A 22,206-nucleotide genomic window follows, 5' to 3' on the forward strand; every position below is an offset into this window, starting at 1 on the left:
CCTAAGTCATTAATTCACAATGGAATGTGCCAATGAAGTGATCTGAGTCAGCTGTTTGATTAGCGCACGGATTTATTCTGTGGTCTCTCTTCTCCTGCATTGGAGTTATGCGATGTCTGAATCTCCCGGAAAACTTCGATTAGGCGCACTGGTTGCACTGGTCGTCGGCTCAATGATTGGCGGCGGGATTTTCTCTCTGCCGCAAAATATGGCCGCCAGCGCTGACGTCGGCGCCGTATTGATCGGTTGGGTCATTACGGCCGTGGGCATGTTGACCCTCGCGTTCGTGTTCCAGACCCTCGCCAACCGCAAGCCCGACCTCGACGGTGGGGTGTACGCCTACGCCAAGGCCGGTTTCGGCGACTACATGGGTTTCTCGTCCGCCTGGGGTTACTGGATCAGTGCCTGGCTGGGCAACGTGGGTTACTTCGTGTTGCTGTTCAGCACCCTCGGTTACTTCTTCCCGATCTTTGGCGAAGGCAACACGCCGGCCGCTGTGATAGGCGCTTCAGTGCTGCTGTGGGCTGTGCATTTCCTGGTACTGCGCGGCATCAAGGAAGCGGCGTTCATCAACCTGGTAACCACCGTCGCCAAAGTGGTGCCATTGGTGCTGTTCGTTTTGATCGCGCTGTTCGCGTTCAAGCTGGACATCTTCACCGCTGACATCTGGGGCCTGAAAAACCCGGACCTGGGCAGCGTGATGAACCAGGTGCGCAACATGATGCTGGTCACCGTGTGGGTGTTTATCGGTATCGAAGGCGCGAGCATCTTCTCGGCCCGTGCCGAGAAACGCTCCGATGTGGGCAAGGCCACCGTGATCGGCTTTATCACCGTGCTGTTGTTCCTGATGCTGGTGAACGTGCTGTCCCTGGGGATCATGACCCAACCGGAGCTGGCCAAACTGCAAAATCCATCGATGGCCGCCGTGCTGGAGCATGTGGTGGGCCACTGGGGCGCGGTGCTGATCAGCGTCGGCTTGGTCATTTCGTTGCTCGGGGCGCTGCTGTCATGGGTGTTGCTGTGCGCGGAGATCATGTTCGCCGCTGCCAAGGACCACACCATGCCGGAATTCCTGCGCAAGGAGAACGCCAACCACGTGCCGGCCAACGCCCTGTGGCTGACCAACGCGATGGTGCAGATATTCCTGGTAATCACGCTGTTTTCCGCCAGCACCTACCTGTCGCTGATCTACCTCGCCACCTCAATGATCCTGGTGCCCTACCTGTGGTCGGCGGCGTATGCGCTGTTGCTGGCGGTGCGCGGGGAGACTTACGAAAACGCCCTCAAAGAGCGCCAGAAAGACCTGTTCATCGGCGCCATCGCCCTGATCTACGCGGTCTGGTTGCTCTACGCCGGCGGCACCAAATACCTGCTGCTCTCTGCCCTGCTCTACGCCCCCGGCGCGATCCTGTTCGCCAAGGCCAAGCGTGAACTGGGCAAACCGATATTCACCAACGTCGAGAAGTTGATTTTCGCCGCAGTGATCATTGGCGCCCTGGTGGCTGCCTATGGCCTCTACGACGGCTTCCTGACGCTTTAATTGTGTGTTCACTGGAGGATCTGAAATGACCACGGAAAAAGTGAAGTACGGCGTACATTCCGAAGCCGGCAAACTGCGCAAAGTCATGGTGTGCTCCCCAGGTTTGGCCCATCAGCGGCTGACCCCCAACAACTGCGATGAACTGCTGTTCGATGACGTGTTGTGGGTCGCCCAGGCCAAGCGCGACCATTTCGACTTCGTCACCAAGATGCGCGAGCGGGATATTGATGTGCTGGAAATGCACAACCTGCTGACCGACATCGTCGCCATCCCCGAAGCGCTGGACTGGATCCTGGAGCGCAAGATCACCGCCAACACAGTCGGCCTAGGCCTGGTCGATGAGGTCAGCTCCTGGCTGCGCAGCCTGGAGCCGCGCAAAATCAGTGAGTTCCTGATCGGTGGTGTGTCGGCCGATGACCTGCCGAGCAGCTTCGGGGGCAAGACCATCGAAATGTTCCGCGATTTCCTCGGGCATTCCAGCTTCATCCTGCCGCCGCTGCCCAACACTCAGTTCACCCGTGACACCACTTGCTGGATCTACGGCGGCGTGACGCTGAACCCGATGTACTGGCCGGCGCGACGCCAGGAAACCCTGCTGGCCTCGGCCATCTACAAATTCCATCCCGAGTTCACCAACGCGGACTTCCAGATCTGGTACGGCGACCCGGATCAGGAACACGGCGCCTCCACCCTGGAAGGCGGTGACGTGATGCCGATCGGCAACGGCGTGGTACTGATCGGCATGGGCGAGCGTTCGTCCCACCAGGCGATCGGCCAACTGGCGCGCAACCTGTTCAAGAACAAGGCAGTGGAAAAAGTGATCGTTGCCGGCCTGCCAAAATCCCGCGCGGCGATGCACCTGGATACCGTGTTCAGCTTCTGCGACCGCGACCTGGTCACCGTCTTCCCCGAAGTGGTCAACCAGATCGTGCCGTTCACTCTGCGTCCGGATGAAAGCAAGCCGCACGGCATCGACATCCAGCGGGAGAAAACCAACTTCCTCGAAACCGTCGCCGCGGCCCTCAACCTCAAGGCGCTGCGTGTGGTCGAGACCGGCGGCAACAGTTTCGCCGCCGAACGCGAGCAGTGGGACGACGGCAACAACGTGGTCGCGGTGGAGCCTGGCGTAGTGATCGGTTACGACCGCAACACCTACACCAACACCTTGCTGCGCAAGGCCGGCGTGGAAGTCATCACCATCAGTGCCGGCGAACTCGGCCGCGGCCGTGGCGGTGGCCACTGCATGACCTGCCCGATCATCCGCGACCCTATCGACTATTAATTTCCAGGCCTTGGCCGTCGCCCATAAGGCGCCGGCCAAGGGGATAACCTAAACAGAAGGAGATCCATCATGGCTTTCAACATGCGCAACCGCAGCCTGCTGTCGCTGATGCACCACACCACCCGCGAACTGAACTACCTGCTGGACCTGTCCCGCGACCTCAAGCGCGCCAAATACACTGGCACCGAGCGTCCGCACCTGAAGGGCAAGAACATCGCGCTGATCTTCGAAAAAACCTCGACCCGCACCCGTTGCGCCTTCGAAGTCGCGGCCCATGACCAGGGCGCGCACGTCACCTACATCGACCCGGTGTCGTCACAGATCGGCCACAAAGAAAGCATGAAAGACACCGCCCGCGTACTGGGCCGGATGTTCGACGCCATCGAATACCGTGGCTTCGAACAGGAAATCGTCGAAGAACTGGCCAAGTTCGCCGGCGTGCCAGTGTTCAACGGCCTTACCGCCGAATTCCACCCGACGCAAATGATCGCCGACACCCTGACCATGCGCGAACACAGCGACAAACCGCTGCATGACATCAGCTACGCCTACCTCGGCGACGCCCGCTACAACATGGGTAACTCGCTGCTGATGATTGGCGCCAAGCTGGGCATGGACGTGCGCATCGGCGCGCCGAAAGCGCTGTGGCCGCACGAAGATTTCATCAAGCAGTGCCAGGCGTTTGCCGAAGAAAGCGGCGCACGCATCACCATCACCGAAGACCCTAAGGAAGCGGTGAAAGGCGTGGACTTCATCCACACCGATATCTGGGTGTCCATGGGCGAGCCGGTGGAAGCGTGGGACGAGCGCATCGAGCAACTGCTGCCGTACCAGGTCAACGCCAAGATGATGAAAGCTTCGGGCAACCCGCGCGTGAAATTCATGCACTGCCTGCCCGCGTTCCACAACAGCGAAACCAAGGTGGGCAAGGACATCGCTGCGCGTTATCCGAACCTGGCCAATGGCGTGGAAGTGACCGAGGACGTGTTCGAATCGCCGGCCAACATCGCGTTTGAGCAGGCGGAGAACCGCATGCATACCATCAAGGCGATTCTGGTGTCGGCGCTCGCGGATATCTAAATCTTAAGTTGGCAATGAGGACAACTGTGGGAGCCGGGCTTGCCCGCGAGGCAGGCACCGCGGTCTATCAAGCAGACCGCGGTGATGCTATCGCAGGCAAGCCAGCTCCCACATTGACCGCGTTCCTTCATCAGAACTTTCAGAAGGACACTCTGTATGCGCATCGTCGTAGCCTTGGGCGGTAACGCCCTGCTCCGCCGTGGTGAACCCATGACGGCGGACAACCAACGCGCCAATATTCGCATCGCCACCGAACAGATCGCCAAGATTCACGCCGGCAACGAGTTGGTGATCGCCCACGGCAATGGCCCGCAGGTCGGCCTGTTGTCGTTGCAGGCAGCGGCCTACACCCAGGTCTCACCGTACCCGCTGGACGTGCTTGGCGCCGAAACCGAGGGCATGATCGGTTACATCATCGAACAGGAACTGGGCAACCTGCTGGACTTTGAAGTGCCCTTCGCCACCCTGCTCACCCAGGTCGAAGTGGACGCCAAGGACCCCGCCTTCCAGAACCCGACCAAGCCCATCGGTCCGGTGTATTCCAAGGCCGAAGCGGAGAAACTCGCCGCTGAAAAGGGCTGGGCCATTGCGCCGGATGGCGACAAGTACCGCCGCGTGGTCGCCAGCCCACGGCCAAAACGCATCTTTGAAATCCGCCCGATCACCTGGCTGCTGGACAAAGGCAGTATCGTGATTTGTGCCGGCGGCGGCGGCATTCCGACAATGTACGGCGAGGACGGCAAACTGCGCGGCATTGAAGCCGTGATCGACAAAGACCTGTGCTCGTCGCTGCTGGCATCGCAATTGAAAGCCGATTTGCTGGTGATCGCCACCGACGTCAACGCCGCTTTTATCGACTTCGGCAAACCCACCCAGAAGGCCATCGGCCAGGCCCACCCCGACGAAATGGAAAAACTCGGCTTCGCGGCCGGTTCCATGGGGCCCAAGGTCCAAGCCGCCTGCGAGTTCGCCCGTCAGACTGGCAAAACCGCCGTCATCGGTTCACTCTCGGACATCGAAGCCATCGTCCAGGGCAGCGCCGGTACACGCATCAGCACGGCAAAACCTGGCATCACCTATCTGTGAAGTAGAGGAGAGACGCCTATGGCCACCTTTGAACCGGGTCACCTGCACGTTGAACGTCACGCGTTGAACAAGGATGACTACAGCTACAACCTGTGTATCGACTACGAAGTCAGCCAGGATCCCAAGGAAGGCAAGGGGATGCTGTTCAAGCTGCATGGCTCGGTGCAGGGCAAGGACCTGAAGGAGGAGTTTTTCCTGCCCAAGGACCAGGCGTTCGACTTTGCCCGGCATGCCATGAACATCGCGCAGAAGTATGGAATGCCCAAGGTGGCGGTGTTGAATGGCTCGATGCACAAGCAGTACGACATGATGTTTGAGGATGTACGGAATCAGTTGGATGTAAAGTCGGGCGACCCGGTCAAGCCGGAGCACCTGGCGTAATCACAGCGCAAATCCCCTGTGGGAGCGGGCCTGCTCGCGAATGTGGTGCATCAGTCACTGAATATAGGGACTGACACAGCGCATTCGCGAGCAAGCCCGCTCCCACATTTTGATCTCCATCATCTCCAAGGCATACTGGCCACCCTCCGCACTCCAGAATCAAGATCCGCCCCATGCGTATCCACGTCAGCTTCATCGACCGCGTCGGCATTACCCAGGAAGTCCTGGCCCTGCTCGGTGGGCGCAATCTCAATCTGGATGCGGTGGAAATGGTGCCGCCCAACGTCTACATCGACGCGCCGACCCTGAGCGCCGACGTGCTCGAAGAACTGCGCGACGCACTGTTCAGCGTGCAGGGCGTGCAAGCGGTGAAGGTGGTGGACATCCTTCCCGGCCAACGTCGTCACCTGCAACTCGACGCCCTATTGGCGGCCATGACCGACCCGGTACTGGCGCTGGACAGCGCGGGCAAGATCCTGCTGGCCAATCCGGCGCTGATCGCCCTGTACGGCCGCGAACCGGCTGGGGAAAGCATCAGCGAGCTGTTCAATGACCCGGCGCTGCTCGACACCTTGCTGGAGCAAGGCTTCCGCTTGCCGCTGCGTGAAATCAGCGTCAACGGCCAGACCCTGCTGCTGGACGCCACACCGATCACCGACGCCGGCTGCCTGCTGACCCTCTACCAACCCAACCGCATCGGCGAACAACTGTCGGCACTGCACCATGACCATGCCGAAGGCTTTGATGCGCTGCTCGGCGAATCCCCGGTCATCCGCACGCTCAAGGCCCGCGCCCAGCGGGTGGCGGCGCTGGATGCACCGCTGTTGATCCAGGGCGAAACCGGCACCGGCAAGGAACTGGTGGCGCGCGCCTGCCATGCGATCAGTGCGCGCCACAGCGCGCCATTCCTCGCGTTGAACTGTGCGGCGCTGCCGGAAAACCTCGCGGAAAGCGAGTTGTTTGGTTATGCACCGGGCGCCTTTACCGGCGCGCAACGCGGTGGCAAACCGGGGCTGATGGAGTTGGCCAACCAGGGCACGGTGTTTCTGGATGAAATCGGTGAGATGTCGCCGTACTTGCAGGCCAAGCTGCTGCGTTTTCTCAATGATGGCAGCTTCCGTCGCGTGGGCGGCGACCGCGAAGTGAAGGTCAATGTGCGCATCCTCAGCGCCACCCACCGCGACCTGGAAAAAATGGTCAGCGAAGGCACTTTTCGCGAAGATCTTTTCTATCGCCTCAACGTACTCAACGTCGAAGTGCCGCCGTTGCGCGAACGTGGCCAGGACATCCTGTTGCTGGCCCGCTACTTCATGCAGCAGGCCTGCGCGCAGATCCAGCGCCCAGTCTGCCGCTTGGCGCCCGGGACTTACCCGGCACTGCTGGGCAACCGCTGGCCGGGCAACGTGCGCCAATTGCAGAACGTGATCTTCCGCGCCGCTGCCATCTGCGAAAGCAGCCTGGTGGACATTGGCGACCTGGACATCGCCGGCACTTCGGTGGCACGCCAGAGCGACGGCGAAATCGACAGCCTGGAACAGGCGGTGGAAGACTTTGAGCGCAACCTGCTGGAAACGCTCTACACCAGCTACCCTTCGACCCGACAACTGGCCAGTCGCCTGCAGACCTCCCACACTGCGATCGCTCATCGCCTGCGCAAGTACGGCATTCCCAACAAACCCTGAACCCGAACGCGGATCAAAATGTGGGAGCGGGCCTGCTCGCGAATGCGCAGTGTCAACTCGCCCCCCATCACTGACCCACCGCATTCGCGAGCAAGCACGCTCCCACCTTGATCGTATTCCAGATTTTGGTCTGAGAACGACATCCGCTGTACTGAAAGCGCTACAGTGGAACGATATCGCTACAACCCTGTTTTTTGCGCGCCATGCAAGGCTTTGATCCACATAGGCTTTTTTTCGCAGGCCCGGTTGTAGCGAAATCGCTACAGCTGACGGGCATAGGGTTATAGCCAATTTTATTAACCTATTGATTTATAACGAATTAATAAGGTTGGCCGCGATATTGCTAAACAACTCCCCATTATTCCAATCCCGTCCACCAGACGAATCTGGCCTTGAGGAGTTTCCATGAGCGAGTTGCGTTTCACTGAAGATCACGAATGGCTGCGCGCCGAAGCTGACGGCAGCGTCACCGTGGGTATCACCGCTTTCGCGCAAAACGCGCTGGGTGACGTGGTTTTCGTGCAACTGCCGGAGTTGCAGGCCTATGACAAGGGCGCTGAAGCGTCCACCGTTGAGTCCGTAAAAGCAGCCAGCGGCGTGTACATGCCGCTGGACGGTGAAGTCCTCGAAGTGAACGACAAATTGGATGGCAGCCCGGAGTTGGTCAACGAAGACCCGATGGGCGAAGGTTGGTTCTTCCGCTTTAAACCGGCCGATGCCGGTGCGGTCGCTAAACTGTTGGATCAGGATGCGTATGACCGCCTGATCAAAGCCAACGCTGAAGCTTGAGGAGCGCGCAATGACCGTTCAATTGACCACCGCCAACGAATTCATCGCCCGCCATATCGGCCCACGCCAGGAAGACGAGCAGCAGATGCTCGCCAGCCTGGGCTTTGATTCCCTGGAAGCCCTGAGCGCCAGCGTGATCCCGGAAAGCATCAAGGGCACCAGCGTGCTCGGCCTGGAAGACGGCCTGAGCGAAGCCGAGGCCCTGGCCAAGATCAAGGCCATCGCCGGCAAGAACCAACTGTTCAAGACCTACATCGGCCAGGGCTACTACAACTGCCACACGCCGTCGCCGATCCTGCGCAACTTGCTGGAAAACCCGGCCTGGTACACCGCCTACACCCCCTACCAGCCAGAGATTTCCCAGGGCCGCCTGGAAGCGCTGCTGAACTTCCAGACCCTGATCAGCGATCTCACCGGCCTGCCGATCGCCAACGCCTCGCTGCTTGACGAAGCCACCGCCGCCGCCGAAGCCATGACCTTCTGCAAGCGCCTGAGCAAGAACAAGGGCAGCAACGCCTTCTTCGCCTCGATCCACAGCCACCCGCAAACCCTCGACGTGCTGCGCACCCGTGCCGAGCCGTTGGGCATCGACGTGGTGGTAGGCGATGAGCGCGAACTGACCGACGTCAGCCCGTTCTTCGGCGCCCTGCTGCAGTACCCTGCCAGCAACGGCGACGTGTTCGACTACCGCGAGCTGACCGAGCGTTTCCACGCTGCCCATGGGTTGGTAGCCGTGGCCGCCGACCTGCTGGCCCTGACGCTGCTGACCCCACCGGGTGAGTTCGGCGCCGACGTGGCCATCGGCAGTGCGCAACGCTTCGGCGTGCCGCTGGGCTTTGGTGGCCCGCACGCGGCGTACTTCTCCACCAAGGATGCGTTCAAGCGCGACATGCCGGGCCGTCTGGTCGGTGTGTCCGTCGACCGTTTCGGCAAACCGGCCCTGCGCCTGGCCATGCAGACCCGCGAGCAACATATCCGCCGCGAAAAGGCCACGTCGAACATCTGCACCGCCCAGGTGCTGCTGGCCAACATCGCCAGCATGTACGCCGTGTACCACGGCCCCAAAGGCCTGACCCAGATTGCCCGGCGAGTGCACCAGCTGACCGCGATCCTGGCCAAGGGCCTGACCGCCCTGGGCCAGAACGTCGAGCAAGCCCACTTCTTCGACACCCTCACGCTCAACACTGGCGCCAACACTGCCGCCGTGCACGATAAGGCCCGCGCTCAGCGCATCAATCTGCGAGGGGTGGACGCTGAGCGTGTGGGTGTGTCGGTGGACGAAACCACCACCCAGGCCGACATTGAAACCCTGTGGGCGATCTTCGCCGACGGTAAGGCCCTGCCGGACTTCGCCGCCCAGGTTGAAAGCACCCTGCCGGCCGCGCTGCTGCGCCAGTCGCCGGTCCTCAGCCACCCGGTATTCAACCGTTATCACTCGGAAACCGAGCTGATGCGCTACCTGCGCAAGCTGGCCGACAAGGACCTCGCGCTGGACCGCACCATGATCCCGCTGGGCTCGTGCACCATGAAGCTCAACGCCGCCAGCGAAATGATCCCGGTGACCTGGGCGGAGTTCGGCGCCTTGCACCCGTTCGCCCCGGCCGAGCAGAGCGCCGGCTACCTGGAGCTGACGTCCGACCTCGAAGCCATGCTCTGCGCCGCCACCGGTTACGACGCGATTTCCCTGCAGCCGAACGCCGGTTCCCAGGGCGAGTACGCCGGCCTGCTGGCCATCCGTGCCTATCACCAGAGCCGTGGCGATGAGCGCCGCGACATCTGCCTGATCCCATCGTCGGCCCACGGTACCAACCCGGCCACCGCCAACATGGCGGGCATGCGTGTGGTCGTCACCGCTTGCGACGCCCGTGGCAACGTGGATATCGAAGACCTGCGGGCCAAGGCCATCGAGCACCGCGACCACCTCGCCGCGCTGATGATCACCTACCCTTCCACCCACGGCGTGTTCGAAGAAGGTATCCGCGAAATCTGCGGCATCATTCACGACAACGGCGGCCAGGTGTACATCGACGGCGCCAACATGAACGCCATGGTCGGCCTGTGCGCCCCCGGCAAGTTCGGCGGCGACGTGTCCCACCTGAACCTGCACAAGACCTTCTGCATCCCGCACGGCGGTGGCGGCCCAGGCGTTGGCCCGATTGGCGTCAAGTCGCACCTTACGCCGTTCCTGCCAGGCCACGCGGCCATGGAGCGCAAGGAAGGCGCGGTGTGCGCGGCGCCATTCGGCAGCGCAAGCATCCTGCCGATCACCTGGATGTACATCAGCATGATGGGTGGCGCAGGCCTCAAGCGCGCATCGCAGTTGGCGATCCTGAATGCCAACTACATTTCCCGTCGCCTTGAAGAGCACTACCCCGTCCTCTACACCGGCAGCAACGGCCTGGTCGCGCATGAGTGCATCCTCGACCTGCGCCCCTTGAAAGACAGCAGCGGCATCAGCGTGGACGACGTGGCCAAGCGCCTGATCGACTTCGGTTTCCATGCGCCGACCATGTCGTTCCCGGTGGCAGGCACCTTGATGATCGAGCCGACCGAAAGCGAATCCAAGGAAGAACTGGACCGCTTCTGCAATGCGATGATCGCCATCCGCGAAGAAATCCGCGCGGTGGAAAACGGCACACTGGACAAGGACGACAACCCACTGAAGAACGCGCCGCACACCGCTGCCGAACTGGTGAGCGAGTGGACGCACCCCTACACCCGCGAACAAGCGGTGTACCCGGTGCCTTCATTGATCGAAGGCAAGTACTGGCCGCCGGTGGGGCGTGTCGACAACGTGTTTGGCGATCGCAATCTGGTGTGTGCGTGCCCGTCGATCGAGAGCTACGCGTAACCTGAGGATGTACTCAGTGTAAATGTGGGAGCGGGCTTGCCCGCGAATGCGGTGGATCAGTCAGCAGGTGTATCAACTGAGAGACCGCTTTCGCGAGCAAGCCCGCTCCCACATTTGGCCGAGTACACCTGATAAATAATAAGAAACCGGAGAACAACTCATGTCTTTAAGCGTGTTCGACCTGTTCAAGATTGGCATCGGCCCCTCCAGCTCCCATACCGTCGGCCCGATGCGCGCCGCCGCTCGATTCGTCGAGGGCCTCAAGCGTGACAACCTGTTGGGCACCACCCTCAGCCTCAAGGTGGAGCTCTACGGATCGCTGGGCGCCACCGGCAAAGGCCACGGCAGCGACAAAGCCGTGTTGCTGGGCCTGGAAGGTGAACACCCGGACACCGTAAATACCGAAACCGTGGCTACCCGCCTGGCGCAGATGCGCAAGGATGGCCGCTTGAACCTGCTCGGCGAACACAGCATTGCGTTCAACGAGAAAGAACACTTGGCGATGATTCGCAAACCCCTCGCCTACCACCCCAATGGCATGATTTTCCGTGCCTTCGACGCCGCCAATATCCAGATCCGCAGCCGCGAGTACTACTCGGTGGGGGGTGGATTTGTGGTGGATGAAGACGCCGCCGGCGCCGACCGGATTGTCGAGGACGCCACACCGCTGACCTTCCCCTTCAAGCATGCCAAAGACCTTCTCGGCCATTGCACCACCTACGGGCTGTCCATCAGCCAGGTGATGATGACCAATGAGAGTGCCTGGCGCCCTGAAGCGGAAACCCGCGCCGGGCTACTGAGAATCTGGCAGGTGATGCAGGACTGTGTGGACGCGGGCTGCCGCAACGAAGGGATTCTGCCTGGAGGTTTGAAGGTCAAGCGTCGCGCCGCCGCCCTGCATCGCCAGCTGTGCAAACACCCGGAGTCGGCGTTGCGCGACCCGCTGTCGGTACTCGATTGGGTCAACCTTTACGCCTTGGCGGTCAATGAAGAAAACGCCAACGGCGGCCGCGTGGTCACGGCGCCTACCAACGGAGCGGCGGGAATCGTGCCGGCGGTACTGCATTACTACATGCGCTTTATCCCCGGCGCTAACGAAGACGGTGTGGTGCGCTTTCTGCTCACCGCCGCCGCCATCGGCATTCTGTACAAGGAGAACGCATCGATCTCCGGCGCCGAAGTCGGCTGCCAAGGCGAAGTCGGCGTGGCCTGCTCCATGGCCGCCGGCGCACTGTGCGAAGTCTTGGGCGGCAGTGTTTCCCAGGTGGAAAACGCTGCCGAGATCGGTATGGAACACAACCTCGGCCTGACCTGCGACCCGATTGGCGGATTGGTCCAGGTGCCCTGCATCGAGCGCAACGCGATGGGCTCGGTCAAGGCGATCAACGCGGTGCGCATGGCCTTGCGCGGCGATGGGCAGCACTTCGTCTCGCTGGATAAAGTCATCCGCACCATGCGCCAGACCGGCGCCGACATGAAAAGCAAATACAAGGAAACCGCCCGTGGCGGTTTGGCGGTCAACATTATCGAGTGCTGACGCCTAACGGCGCGCCAGCACGTTTTTCAGGAGCTGAATATGTCCACCGAAACCCTGTTGAAAACCCCTCTGCATGCCCTGCACATCGAGCTGGGCGCGCGCATGGTGCCCTTCGCCGGCTACGACATGCCGGTGCAATACCCACTGGGCGTGATGAAGGAACACCTGCACACCCGTGATCAAGCCGGGCTGTTCGACGTGTCCCACATGGGCCAGATCCGCCTCACCGGCGCCAATGCCGCCAAGGCCCTGGAAACCCTGGTACCGGTCGACATCCTCGACCTGCCAGTCGGCATGCAGCGCTACGCGATGTTCACCAACGACCAGGGCGGCATCCTCGATGACCTGATGGTGGCCAACCTGGGTAACGACGAACTGTTCCTGGTGGTCAACGCCGCCTGCAAGGACCAGGACCTGGCGCACCTGCGCCAGCATATCGGCGACCAGTGCACCATCGAGCCGTTGTTCGAGGAGCGTGCATTGCTGGCCCTGCAGGGCCCGGCGGCGGTGAAAGTACTGGCGCGCCTGGCTCCTGAAGTCACCAAGATGACCTTCATGCAGTTCGCCACGCTGCGCCTGCTGGGCGTGGACTGCTATGTCAGCCGTTCGGGCTACACCGGTGAAGACGGCTTTGAAATTTCCGTACCCGCCGCCAATGCCGAAAGCCTCGCGCGAAGCCTGCTGGCCGAGACCGAAGTGCAGGCCATCGGCCTGGGCGCCCGCGATTCGTTGCGCCTGGAAGCCGGCCTGTGCCTGTACGGCCACGACATGAACACCGATACCACCCCGATCGAAGCCAGCCTGCTGTGGGCGATCTCCAAGGCGCGCCGTGCCGACGGTGCTCGTGCCGGTGGTTTCCCGGGTGCCGACACGATCTTCACCCAACAGCAAGCCGGTGTGAGCCGCAAACGTGTAGGCCTGTTGCCACAAGAGCGCACGCCGGTGCGCGAAGGTGCACAAATCGTCGACGCAGACGGCACCGTGATCGGCAGCGTGTGCAGCGGCGGCTTCGGCCCGACCCTGGGCGGCCCGCTGGCCATGGGTTACCTGGACAGCGCCTTTATCGCACTGGATACCGAAGTCTCTGCGCTGGTGCGTGGGAAAAAGGTGCCACTTCGTGTAAGTAAAATGCCATTTGTGCCGCAGCGTTACTACCGGGGCTGACTGACTGTTTCCATAAGTAACGCGATTGCGTTAACACGCACTAATTTGTAACGCAATCGCCATAAAACAGTGCACTCCCGATAGTCTTTTTTATAGGGGTCAACCTATAACAAGTGATCAACTCTATCGAATAAGTGGAATTCACAATATTCAACCAAGTGTCATAAGCCCAAGCAAAACCTGGGCTTTTGGCAGGGCTTGTTTTTTCTCCATTAGTTGGCGTAGAGTTTGCCCACTGTGTTTGCATGGGTCGCTTGGAACCTGGACCTGGGCAGTAGCTGAAGTAGTTGTGCTACAACCCGTTCGACGTCTCTTACTTTCCTGCAACCCAGCCCAGTACTCTTTCATGCGAAAGGGGCTGTCATTAATTTTTAGCGTCAAGGAAATAAGAAAATGGCTGAACGTCAGAGCGGTACCGTCAAGTGGTTTAACGACGAGAAAGGGTTTGGTTTTATCACTCCAGAAAGCGGTCCGGATCTGTTCGTGCATTTCCGCGCTATTCAGGGCAACGGCTTCAAGAGCCTGAAAGAAGGCCAGAAAGTGACATTCGTTGCTGTGCAAGGCCAAAAAGGCATGCAGGCTGACGAAGTACAAGCAGAAGGCTGATCCCTGCTGCGACAAAAAGCCCCTGATGGTGACATCAGGGGCTTTTTTTATGTGCGTTTGCTCGTAAAATGGCTTTTTTCAGAAGAGAGCCCTGCCATGTCGAAACCCCTGCTGAGCCCCCAAGGCGAGTTCCCCGCCGTTGGCCTGGGCCGTCGTCTGGCAGCGATGTTCTATGACTTCCTGTTGTGCACCGCCCTGCTGATCGTCACGGCGTTCATCTACAAGCTGATCTGGATCGCGTTTGTTGGCGAGGCGAAGATGCGCACGCTCACAGAATCCGGCGCGCTGGACGGCGACCCGCTGCTGTCGACGATTCTGTTGTTTGTGCTGTTTGGCTTCTTCGCCAAGTTCTGGACCCATTCCGGGCAGACCCTGGGCATGCAGGTGTGGGGCGTGCGCGTACAGAATGCCGATGGCTCAAGGATCAGCCTGTGGCAGGCGCTGTTGCGCTTTGTGGTGTCGATTGCGTCGTGGTTGTGCGTGGGGCTGGGGTTTATCTGGTCGCTGGTTGATAAGCGCAAACGCAGCTGGCATGACATCTATTCGGATACGCAACTGGTGCGGATCCCCAAGCAGAAAAAGTAATTGCCGACGACACAGATCAACTGTGGGCGCTGGCTTGCCAACTCCCACAGTTTGACAGTGTTCACAACGGGGTCAGGCGTTGCCGGCGAGCTTGAGACGTGCGGCCTGGGTGAAATCGAGCATTCGTTTGAGCGGGCGCACTGCATGCGGGATTACCGACGGCTCGACGAAGATCTCATTACTACCCTCGCGCAGGCACTGCAGCGTGCGTTCCAGCGTGTTCATCGCCATCCATGGGCAATGCGCGCAACTGCGGCACGCCGCGCCATTGCCAGCGGTAGGCGCTTCGACAAAGACCTTGTCCGGGCACAGCTGCTGCATCTTGTAGAAAATGCCGCGGTCGGTGGCGACGATGAAAGTCTTGTTCGGCAGGCGCTGAGCGGCGGCAATCAATTGGCTGGTCGAACCTACAGCGTCTGCCAATTCGATCACCGATGTCGGCGACTCGGGGTGCACAAGGATCGCGGCATCCGGGTACAGCGCCTTCATGTCTTCAAGCTGCTTGGACTTGAACTCTTCGTGGACAATGCAGGCACCGTCCCACAGCAGCATATCGGCACCGGTCTGACGCTGGATGTAGGTCCCCAGGTGCTTGTCAGGGCCCCAGATAATCGTCTCGCCGTTGTCCATCAGGCTTTCGACGATTTCCAGCGCGCAACTCGACGTCACCACCCAATCCGCCCGGGCTTTGACCGCCGCCGAGGTGTTGGCATACACCACCACGGTGCGCTCGGGATGCTGGTCGCAGAACGCCGAAAACTCCTCCACCGGGCAACCCAGGTCCAGGGAACACGTGGCTTCCAGGGTGGGCATGAGGATGCGTTTTTCGGGGGTGAGGATCTTGGCGGTCTCGCCCATGAAACGCACGCCAGCGACCAGGACGGTCTTGGCCGGGTGAGCGGCGCCGAAACGGGCCATTTCCAGGGAGTCGGAAACGCAGCCGCCGGTTTCTTCGGCCAGGGCCTGAATCACCGGATCACAGTAGAAGTGGGCAACCAGCACCGCGTCTTGAGCCTTGAGCTCGGCGGCGATGGCGGTACGCAGGCTCGCCTCTTCCTCGGCGCTGAGGGCCTTGGGCTGCTTGGCGTCGAGATGGGCTTGAACCAGAAGGCGTTCGGAAATTTGCGTCATGTTCGCAAGACCTGCAGGCGCAGTTGCGCGAAAGTCGAGTGTACCACCGGCTCTGGAGCCCTTCGGGCGCCGCCGGACGAAGTGATGGTGTTCATCAAGCACGGGTTAAGGTGAAGCTGCGCAAGGCTACAGAATATCCAAGGGTTTCAAAAGCCTAATCTGGTATTCGCCCGCCTGTTTGCCGGGCAAAAAAGGGAGACCCCGGGGCTGGGGTCTCCCTTTTTCGCTCCCGGTATCAGCGCACCAATGCGGACGGCTCTTGCTGAAGCATCACCGAATCATGCATGTTCGCCAACGCATCCTTCAACGTGGACTCTTCCAACGCGTCCTTGGACTTCTTGCTGGCGTTGGCCGCGTATTCAAGCAGCACCAGGTAGTCGCGCTTGACCGCAGCCTGCGTCGGCACGTAGGTCTCGTCCACCAGCTTGCCCATCACATACTTTTGCGTACGGGTGTTCTGGCTGGCCTCTTGCGATACCGAGGCATGGGTCAGCAGGCCATCCTTGTACGACAGATTGGCAGAACTGCTGGCCTTGTCCTGCACCTGCACGTAGAGATAGTTCTGTGACTCGGCGGTGCCGTCCAAAGCAGGCGCCTTACCGCCCTTGAGGCTCTTGTGGAAGCTCGCGGAGAGGCTCGACTGCTGGTCCTGGCTGACACTGCGGTCCAGCGCGGTACTTCCACCAACACGGGTCTTTTGCGACACCTCATAGGCAAAGCTGTCGACCTCGGAGGGGCGCATCGGGTTGGGCGAATCAGACGCCTGCTTGATCGACGCCTTGAAGTCAGCCAGGCCAGTGAGCAACCCCTGGTCGGTCGGGTTGCGCGTCAGCGCCTCTGGCAAAGAAACGCCCTGTGGATAATGACTGTTCATGGCGCTGAAGGCGTCCTTGAACATCGCCATCAACTCCGGCTTGGCGCTGCCGCGCGCCTGTGCCCGATCGAACTGGGTGAGGTAGCTTTGCAGGGCCTTGGCCTGCTGCTTGGCGTTGCCGAGGATAGCGGTGTTTTTCAGGTCGACCGCCAGGTTCAACTCACCGAGCGGACCACTCATGCGGGTGGTGCGGCTTTGACTGTCGGCGTGAAAGGCCAGGCTCAGGTCCTGACCGTCCAGGGATTTGAGCTTGGCGCTGAGGTCGACAGAGGCCAGCAACGTGGAATCAAACTGCGTCAGCTGACTCAGGTCGAGCTTCGGCGGCGTTGCGGTCAACCCATCCACGGCGGCCTGGAAAGCGCTGCCCAGCTTGCCAACAGCCGTGAGCTCCTCATCGCTCAAGGTGCCCCCCTCCACTGTCGCCTTCACCCCCAGGCCGTCGGTCTGGCTAGAGAGGCTGAAGGTCACGGTCTTGCCGCTGGCGGTCTTGATGCTGAGGCTGATCAGGTTGTCGGCCTTGGAGTGCAGCAGGCTCTGATCAACCTTGATTTCACCCGCGTTCGCCGCGCGGTCGGCACTCGCGAACATCACCGACTGGGAAATCCCTCCACCGCCCTTGGCGAACTGCGCAACCAGACCGGCGCCCAGGCCACTGAAACGGTTGGCCGTCGACTGCGAATTGAAGTTGGCGTTGAGGGACTTGCTGAGCGTGTCCTGGCTGTCGCTTTCCCAGGCGCGCACGGTCTCTTGACCCGGCAACTGCCCGCGACGGGAATAGGTGTCGGACAGCGTATCGGAGACGACGTTGCCCAGGCTGACGACTGAAGATGGCCTCTTCAGGCTGACTTCAACGTTGTGCGTCAGGGTTGCCGCCGGCGTTTCCGTCGGCCGGGCGATAAGCGTGTTGGCGGTGCTGATAGGCGAAAGCGTAGTCATGACGATCCCTGTCTTGAACTGGATAATGTTCAATTTAACCAAGACTTCGATCGATTGACAGCACGCTGACAACAAAGAGCCATGCCAGAAGTTGCGTGGTGAGCCGATACCCCGCGCCGATGGCGGGGGGACCAGGTGTCATGCGAGTGCTGTTGCTCGGTGATCGAGCCCAGTCCACCACGTTGAGCGGTGAGATCGGACACGCCATCGTGGCGCCTGGCTATGGATCGGCTACAAAAAAGCCCCAGGCACTAGGTATGCCTGGGGCTTTCTCTGTATTCAAACAGGCAAAAAAAAACCCGGAAATCCTCACTTGCGTGGGCCTTCCGGATTTTCTAAACCGCCAAAAATGGTGGGTCGTGTGGGATTCGAACCTACGACCAATTGGTTAAAAGCCAACTGCTCTACCAACTGAGCTAACGACCCGCTGTGTGGTGGCGCGTATAATACTGATTTCTAAGGATTATTCAACACCTTATTTGAAATAAATCAGAAATAACGCGTTGGGTCAGTAATTCCGGCGGCTTGGAAGCCTTCTGCACGCAGTCGGCAGCTGTCGCATTTCCCACAAGCACGGCCGTCATCGTCTGCCTGATAGCAGGAAACAGTCAGCGAATAATCGACGCCAAGTCCTACACCAGCCTTCACGATATCGGCCTTGCTCAGGTTTTGCAGCGGCGCCAGGATGCGGAAGCCCTGCCCTTCTACACCGGCCTTGGTCGCCAGGTTGGCCATGCGTTCGAACGACTCGACGAACTCGGGGCGGCAGTCTGGGTAACCGGAGTAGTCCACCGCGTTGACGCCGATAAAGATGTCGCGAGCATTGAGCACTTCCGCCCAGCCCAGGGCCAGGGACAGGAACACCGTGTTACGGGCCGGCACGTAAGTCACCGGAATGCCTTCGCCGGGCGTTTCCGGTACATCGATGCTGCTGTCGGTCAGCGCGGAGCCGCCGATGCCGTTGAGGTTAAGGCCAATCACTTTATGCTCGACCACGCCCATCTCACGGGCGACACGGGCAGCGGCGTTCAGCTCGGCGCGGTGACGCTGGCCGTAGTCGAAGCTCATGGTGTAGCAGCTGTAGCCTTGCGCCTGGGCCATAGCCACCACGGTGGCGGAGTCGAGGCCGCCGGACAGCAGGATTACCGCGCGTTTTTGATCCAGTGTTTGTTCAGTCATGTCAGCGTCCTGGCTCGTCGTTCCAAAGGTATTTATGCAACTGCAATTGCAGGCGCACCGGTAGATTGTCCGCAACCACCCAATCGGCGAGGTCACGTGCGTTCAAGTCATGGTGACTTGGCGAGAACAGTACTTCGCCTGCGCGGCGGTCCAGCCCGTATTGAATCAGCTTGGAGTTCGCCCAGTCGTAGTCGTCGCGGGAACAGATGACGAACTTGACCTGGTCGTTGGCCGTGAGCAGCTCGATGTTCTCGTAGCGGTTACGATGCGCTTCCTTGGAGTCGGGGGTCTTGAGGTCGACCACGCGGCTTACGCGGGGGTCAACGGCAGAGATGTCCAGGGCGCCACTGGTCTCCAGGGAAACCTCGTAGCCGGCATCACACAGCTGCTTGAGCAACGGGATGGCATTGGGCTGGGCCAGCGGTTCGCCGCCGGTCACGCAGACGTAACGCGGCTTGTAGCCGGCAACCTGCTCCAGGATGTCATCGAGAGTACGCACCGTGCCACCACTGAAGGCGTAGGCGCTGTCGCAGTATTGGCAACGTAGGGGGCAACCGGTCAGGCGCACAAAGACTGTGGGCAGGCCGGCCGTTCGCGTTTCACCCTGCAACGAGTAAAAGACTTCGGTAATACGTAATGTGTCTTGCATAGTCGCCACGGGCGTAACAGCTAAACAGGCTGTCCGCCTCCGTCAGGCACTTTAAGGGACCCCGCCAACGCGTAGACCCCGAAAAGCGTGTTTCATAAAAGGGCGTGGATTCTAACGAAAAAACCCGCGCCAGGCGCGGGTTTCTTCTCAACGGGCTGCATCGCTTACAAGCGCTGCAAATCCCGTTGGGCCAACTGGGCAGCGGAAGTCCCCGGATACTGGGCCACAACCTGCTGCAGAATGCCTTTGACCTTCTCGGTATGACCCAGGCGGCGTTCTACGTCAGCGAGTTTGTACAGCGAGTCCGGCACCTTGGCGTGCTTGGGATACAGCTGGCTGACCTTGGCAAATGCCTGGCCCGCGCCCTGCAGATCACCCTTGGCCAGGTTCACTTCGCCCAACCAGTATTGGGCGTTGCCCGCGTACTGGCTGTTTGGGTATTTGCGCAGGAAAGCGGTAAATGCCTGGCTGGCCTTATCGAAATCCTTGGCTTTGATCAGGTCGAAGGCTGCATCGTAATACAGCTTTTCTTTCGCCGGATCACCCGGTTCGCTGCTCGCGGCAGGGGCTTGGCTGGCAGCCGCCCCTGCTGCTGCACCACCGGCAGCAGCGCTTGGCGCGCCACCGGCAGAAGAATTATCAGGAGTTGCGGCAGGTTGAACGCCGGCTCCAATGCGTCGATCAAGATCCTGGTAACGCTCCAGGCCTTCTTGCTTCAGCTGGTTCACTTGGTTCTGCAGTACTTCAATGGCGCCTTGTTGCTGCGCGATTTGATCCTGCATGCGTTGCAGCTGGTTGAACAGTTCGCCCTGTGCCGAGGGAGCGGACGTAGCCGCTCCCCCGCATAGGCGCCGTTCGTGCCATAACCCGCTGGCGGATAACTGCTCCCGCTATTGTTATAGCCAGAGTTGCTATCTTCCACAGGAACCGCAGCCCACACCGCAAGCGGCGCGAGGCTGAGAGCCAATACAGTTAGAGCACGACGGCACGTTCGCATGACGAATTACTTACGCAGTTCGACGCGACGGTTTTGAGCCCAGGACTGCTCGTCGTGGCCAGTAGCAACTGGACGCTCTTTACCGTAGGAAACCAGTTCCAGTTGGCCTGGAGCAACACCTTGCAGTACCAGGTAGCGCTGAACGGCTTTCGCACGACGCTCGCCCAGTGCCATGTTGTACTCACGAGTACCACGTTCGTCAGTGTTACCTTCCAGAACAACGCGAGCGCCGTTAGCTTTCAGGTCCTTCGCGTGAACGTCCAGAGCGCGCATGGCTTCTGGCTTCAGGTCCGAACTGTCGTATTCGAAGTAGAAAGTGGTGATAGCGCGCAGAGCAGCTTCTTCGCTCAGGGAGCCGTCAACCGCACCAGTGTTAGCGCCGTAACCAGCGTTTGGATCAACAGCTGCGCCTTCACCGGCATTGTCGCCGCCTTTAGACGAGCAACCAACGGCTACGGACAGAGCCAGAGCCAGAGCAGCAAACTTACCAAACTTCAGCATTTCCATCGTGAAACTCCTAATGAACCCCAGTGTGTTAAGCAAATCTTTTTGTAGCGCCGCGTCAGTTCAGGTAAGGGGACCAGGATGGTTCTCTGACTTCGCCTTGTGCGGTAGGAAGTGGGAGCCTTACGCGTCCATTAATGGACACGAGCATCAAGACTCCCCGGCCCTGCTGGCGGGTGGCGTAGATTACCATGGTGCCGTTGGGCGCAACAGTGGCTGACTCATCAAGGTTGGTATCTGTGAGGATTTTTACGGTGCCACGCTGCAAATCCTGGGCCGCAACCCGGAAATTAGTGAAACCATCCTGACGGTGAATCATCACCAACGTCTTTTCATCTGCCGACAGTTTAGGGTTGGCGTTGTAGTTACCGATGAAAGTAACGCGCTCTGCACCACCACCATTCACATTCGCCTTGTAGACCTGAGGCTTGCCGCCCCGATCAGAGGTGAAGTAGATGGTCGAACCATCCTTGCCCCAGAACGGCTCGGTGTTGATGCCAGGGCCACTGGTTACGCGGGAGATCTGGCGCGAAGCCATGTTCATCACGTAGATGTCCGGGTTGCCATCCTTGGACAGCACGAATGCCAGGCGCGAGCCATCCGGCGACCAGGCCGGTGCACCGTTGAGGCCTTCGAAGTTGGTGATCTGCTCACGACGGCCAGTATCGATGTGCTGGACGAAGATACGCGGACGCTTCTGTTCGAAGGACACATAGGCAATACGCTTGCCGTCCGGCGCGAAGCGCGGCGACAGGATGGGCTCACGGGATTGCAGCAAGGTCACAGCCCGTGCACCGTCGTAGTCCGAACGCTGCAAAGTGTAACGAGTGTTGTCTACGGAGAAACGTTCAGCCGTTACGTACAGCAGACGCGTCGAGAAAGCACCCTTGATACCGGTGAGCTTCTCAAACGACTGGTCCGAAATGTAGTGGGCCATGTCGCGGATCTGCTCGGCAGTACCCGACACGCTACCGGTCAGCACTTGCTGCTCGGTCGCCACGTTGAACAAGGTGTAGGTGATTTGCAGACGACCACCGGCCGGCGTGATGTTGCCGACCATCAGGTACTGTGCGCCCACCGCTTTCCAGTCACGGAACACGACTTCGCTGGCCTGGTTCGGCTGGCTGATCATGTTGCCTTTTGGAATCGGTGCGTAGTAGCCGGAGTTGCGCAGGTCGTCGCTGACGATCTGGGCCATGTCGTCCGGCAGCACGCTGCCGCCCTGCCAGCCGAACGGTACTACCGCGATCGGGGTGGCCCGATCGCTACCGCTGGTAACCAGAATGTTCTTTTCATCCGCCGCCGCTATCCCTGCCATACAGCAAATAACGACAAGCATTCCTCGAAGAAGGT

General features: G+C 60.2%; 18 protein-coding genes, 1 tRNA gene and 1 pseudogene. 12 read left to right on the forward strand and 8 right to left on the reverse strand.

The window, feature by feature from the left end:
- Positions 1-112: 112 nt before the first annotated feature.
- The 12 genes from arcD to AB4N92_RS06180 all read left to right on the forward strand — a co-directional run bounded on the left by arcD (position 113) and on the right by AB4N92_RS06180 (position 14,583).
- On the forward strand, positions 113-1,540 hold the full coding sequence (gene arcD, locus AB4N92_RS06125) for an arginine-ornithine antiporter (protein WP_010208133.1): 1,428 nt from the start codon (positions 113-115) through the stop codon (positions 1,538-1,540).
- Between the two features lie 25 nt (positions 1,541-1,565).
- Positions 1,566-2,822, forward strand: a complete 1,257-nt coding sequence (arcA, locus tag AB4N92_RS06130; protein WP_010208132.1) for an arginine deiminase — start codon at positions 1,566-1,568, stop codon at positions 2,820-2,822.
- 69 nt (positions 2,823-2,891) lie between these two features.
- Positions 2,892-3,902 carry an ornithine carbamoyltransferase gene (locus AB4N92_RS06135; RefSeq protein ID WP_010208131.1) on the forward strand — a complete coding sequence of 337 codons (1,011 nt, stop codon included), beginning with the start codon at positions 2,892-2,894 and terminating at the stop codon, positions 3,900-3,902.
- 156 nt (positions 3,903-4,058) lie between these two features.
- Positions 4,059-4,988, forward strand: a complete 930-nt coding sequence (gene arcC / locus AB4N92_RS06140) for a carbamate kinase (protein ID WP_010208130.1) — start codon at positions 4,059-4,061, stop codon at positions 4,986-4,988.
- Between the two features lie 18 nt (positions 4,989-5,006).
- Positions 5,007-5,369, forward strand: a complete 363-nt coding sequence (locus AB4N92_RS06145; RefSeq protein ID WP_010208129.1) for a DUF5064 family protein — start codon at positions 5,007-5,009, stop codon at positions 5,367-5,369.
- Between the two features lie 173 nt (positions 5,370-5,542).
- Positions 5,543-7,051 carry a sigma-54-dependent transcriptional regulator gene (locus AB4N92_RS06150; RefSeq protein WP_021491244.1) on the forward strand — a complete coding sequence of 503 codons (1,509 nt, stop codon included), beginning with the start codon at positions 5,543-5,545 and terminating at the stop codon, positions 7,049-7,051.
- A 405-nt stretch (positions 7,052-7,456) separates the two neighbouring features.
- Entirely contained in the window at positions 7,457-7,840 is a 384-nt protein-coding gene (gene gcvH, locus AB4N92_RS06155) for a glycine cleavage system protein GcvH (protein WP_010208126.1), read from the forward strand.
- Positions 7,841-7,850: 10 nt separating this feature from the next.
- Positions 7,851-10,691 (forward strand): aminomethyl-transferring glycine dehydrogenase, encoded by a 2,841-nt coding sequence (gene gcvP, locus AB4N92_RS06160; protein WP_236266848.1) that lies wholly within the window; start codon positions 7,851-7,853, stop codon positions 10,689-10,691.
- Positions 10,692-10,851: 160 nt separating this feature from the next.
- Positions 10,852-12,228, forward strand: a complete 1,377-nt coding sequence (locus tag AB4N92_RS06165; RefSeq protein WP_044287770.1) for an L-serine ammonia-lyase — start codon at positions 10,852-10,854, stop codon at positions 12,226-12,228.
- A 39-nt stretch (positions 12,229-12,267) separates the two neighbouring features.
- Positions 12,268-13,392, forward strand: coding sequence for a glycine cleavage system aminomethyltransferase GcvT (gcvT, locus tag AB4N92_RS06170; RefSeq protein WP_044287771.1), 1,125 nt, complete (start codon positions 12,268-12,270; stop codon positions 13,390-13,392).
- Between the two features lie 393 nt (positions 13,393-13,785).
- Entirely contained in the window at positions 13,786-13,998 is a 213-nt protein-coding gene (locus AB4N92_RS06175) for a cold-shock protein (protein ID WP_003365337.1), read from the forward strand.
- Positions 13,999-14,094: 96 nt separating this feature from the next.
- Entirely contained in the window at positions 14,095-14,583 is a 489-nt protein-coding gene (locus AB4N92_RS06180) for an RDD family protein (protein WP_010208122.1), read from the forward strand.
- Positions 14,584-14,655: 72 nt separating this feature from the next.
- Here the strand turns inward: AB4N92_RS06180 and nadA are convergent, their stop codons facing one another.
- The 8 genes and pseudogenes from nadA to tolB all read right to left on the reverse strand — a co-directional run bounded on the left by nadA (position 14,656) and on the right by tolB (position 22,192).
- Complete coding sequence (gene nadA, locus AB4N92_RS06185; RefSeq protein WP_021491239.1) at positions 14,656-15,714, reverse strand: quinolinate synthase NadA; 1,059 nt, start codon at positions 15,712-15,714, stop codon at positions 14,656-14,658.
- Between the two features lie 235 nt (positions 15,715-15,949).
- Positions 15,950-17,524 (reverse strand): lactate dehydrogenase, encoded by a 1,575-nt coding sequence (locus tag AB4N92_RS06190; RefSeq protein WP_236266849.1) that lies wholly within the window; start codon positions 17,522-17,524, stop codon positions 15,950-15,952.
- 350 nt (positions 17,525-17,874) lie between these two features.
- Positions 17,875-17,950: transfer RNA gene (locus AB4N92_RS06195), tRNA-Lys, on the reverse strand.
- Positions 17,951-18,013: 63 nt separating this feature from the next.
- On the reverse strand, positions 18,014-18,688 hold the full coding sequence (gene queC / locus AB4N92_RS06200; protein ID WP_029529046.1) for a 7-cyano-7-deazaguanine synthase QueC: 675 nt from the start codon (positions 18,686-18,688) through the stop codon (positions 18,014-18,016).
- 16 nt (positions 18,689-18,704) lie between these two features.
- Positions 18,705-19,352, reverse strand: a complete 648-nt coding sequence (queE, locus tag AB4N92_RS06205) for a 7-carboxy-7-deazaguanine synthase QueE (RefSeq protein ID WP_010208116.1) — start codon at positions 19,350-19,352, stop codon at positions 18,705-18,707.
- A gap of 164 nt (positions 19,353-19,516) precedes the next feature.
- Positions 19,517-20,349, reverse strand: a pseudogene (gene ybgF / locus AB4N92_RS06210) (tol-pal system protein YbgF).
- A 6-nt stretch (positions 20,350-20,355) separates the two neighbouring features.
- Positions 20,356-20,856: a peptidoglycan-associated lipoprotein Pal gene (gene pal / locus AB4N92_RS06215; protein WP_003209827.1), complete on the reverse strand. Its 501-nt coding sequence runs from the start codon at positions 20,854-20,856 to the stop codon at positions 20,356-20,358.
- Between the two features lie 55 nt (positions 20,857-20,911).
- Positions 20,912-22,192: a Tol-Pal system beta propeller repeat protein TolB gene (gene tolB / locus AB4N92_RS06220; RefSeq protein ID WP_032864323.1), complete on the reverse strand. Its 1,281-nt coding sequence runs from the start codon at positions 22,190-22,192 to the stop codon at positions 20,912-20,914.
- Positions 22,193-22,206 lie beyond the last annotated feature (14 nt).

This window comes from Pseudomonas sp. S3_A09, assembly GCF_054668065.1.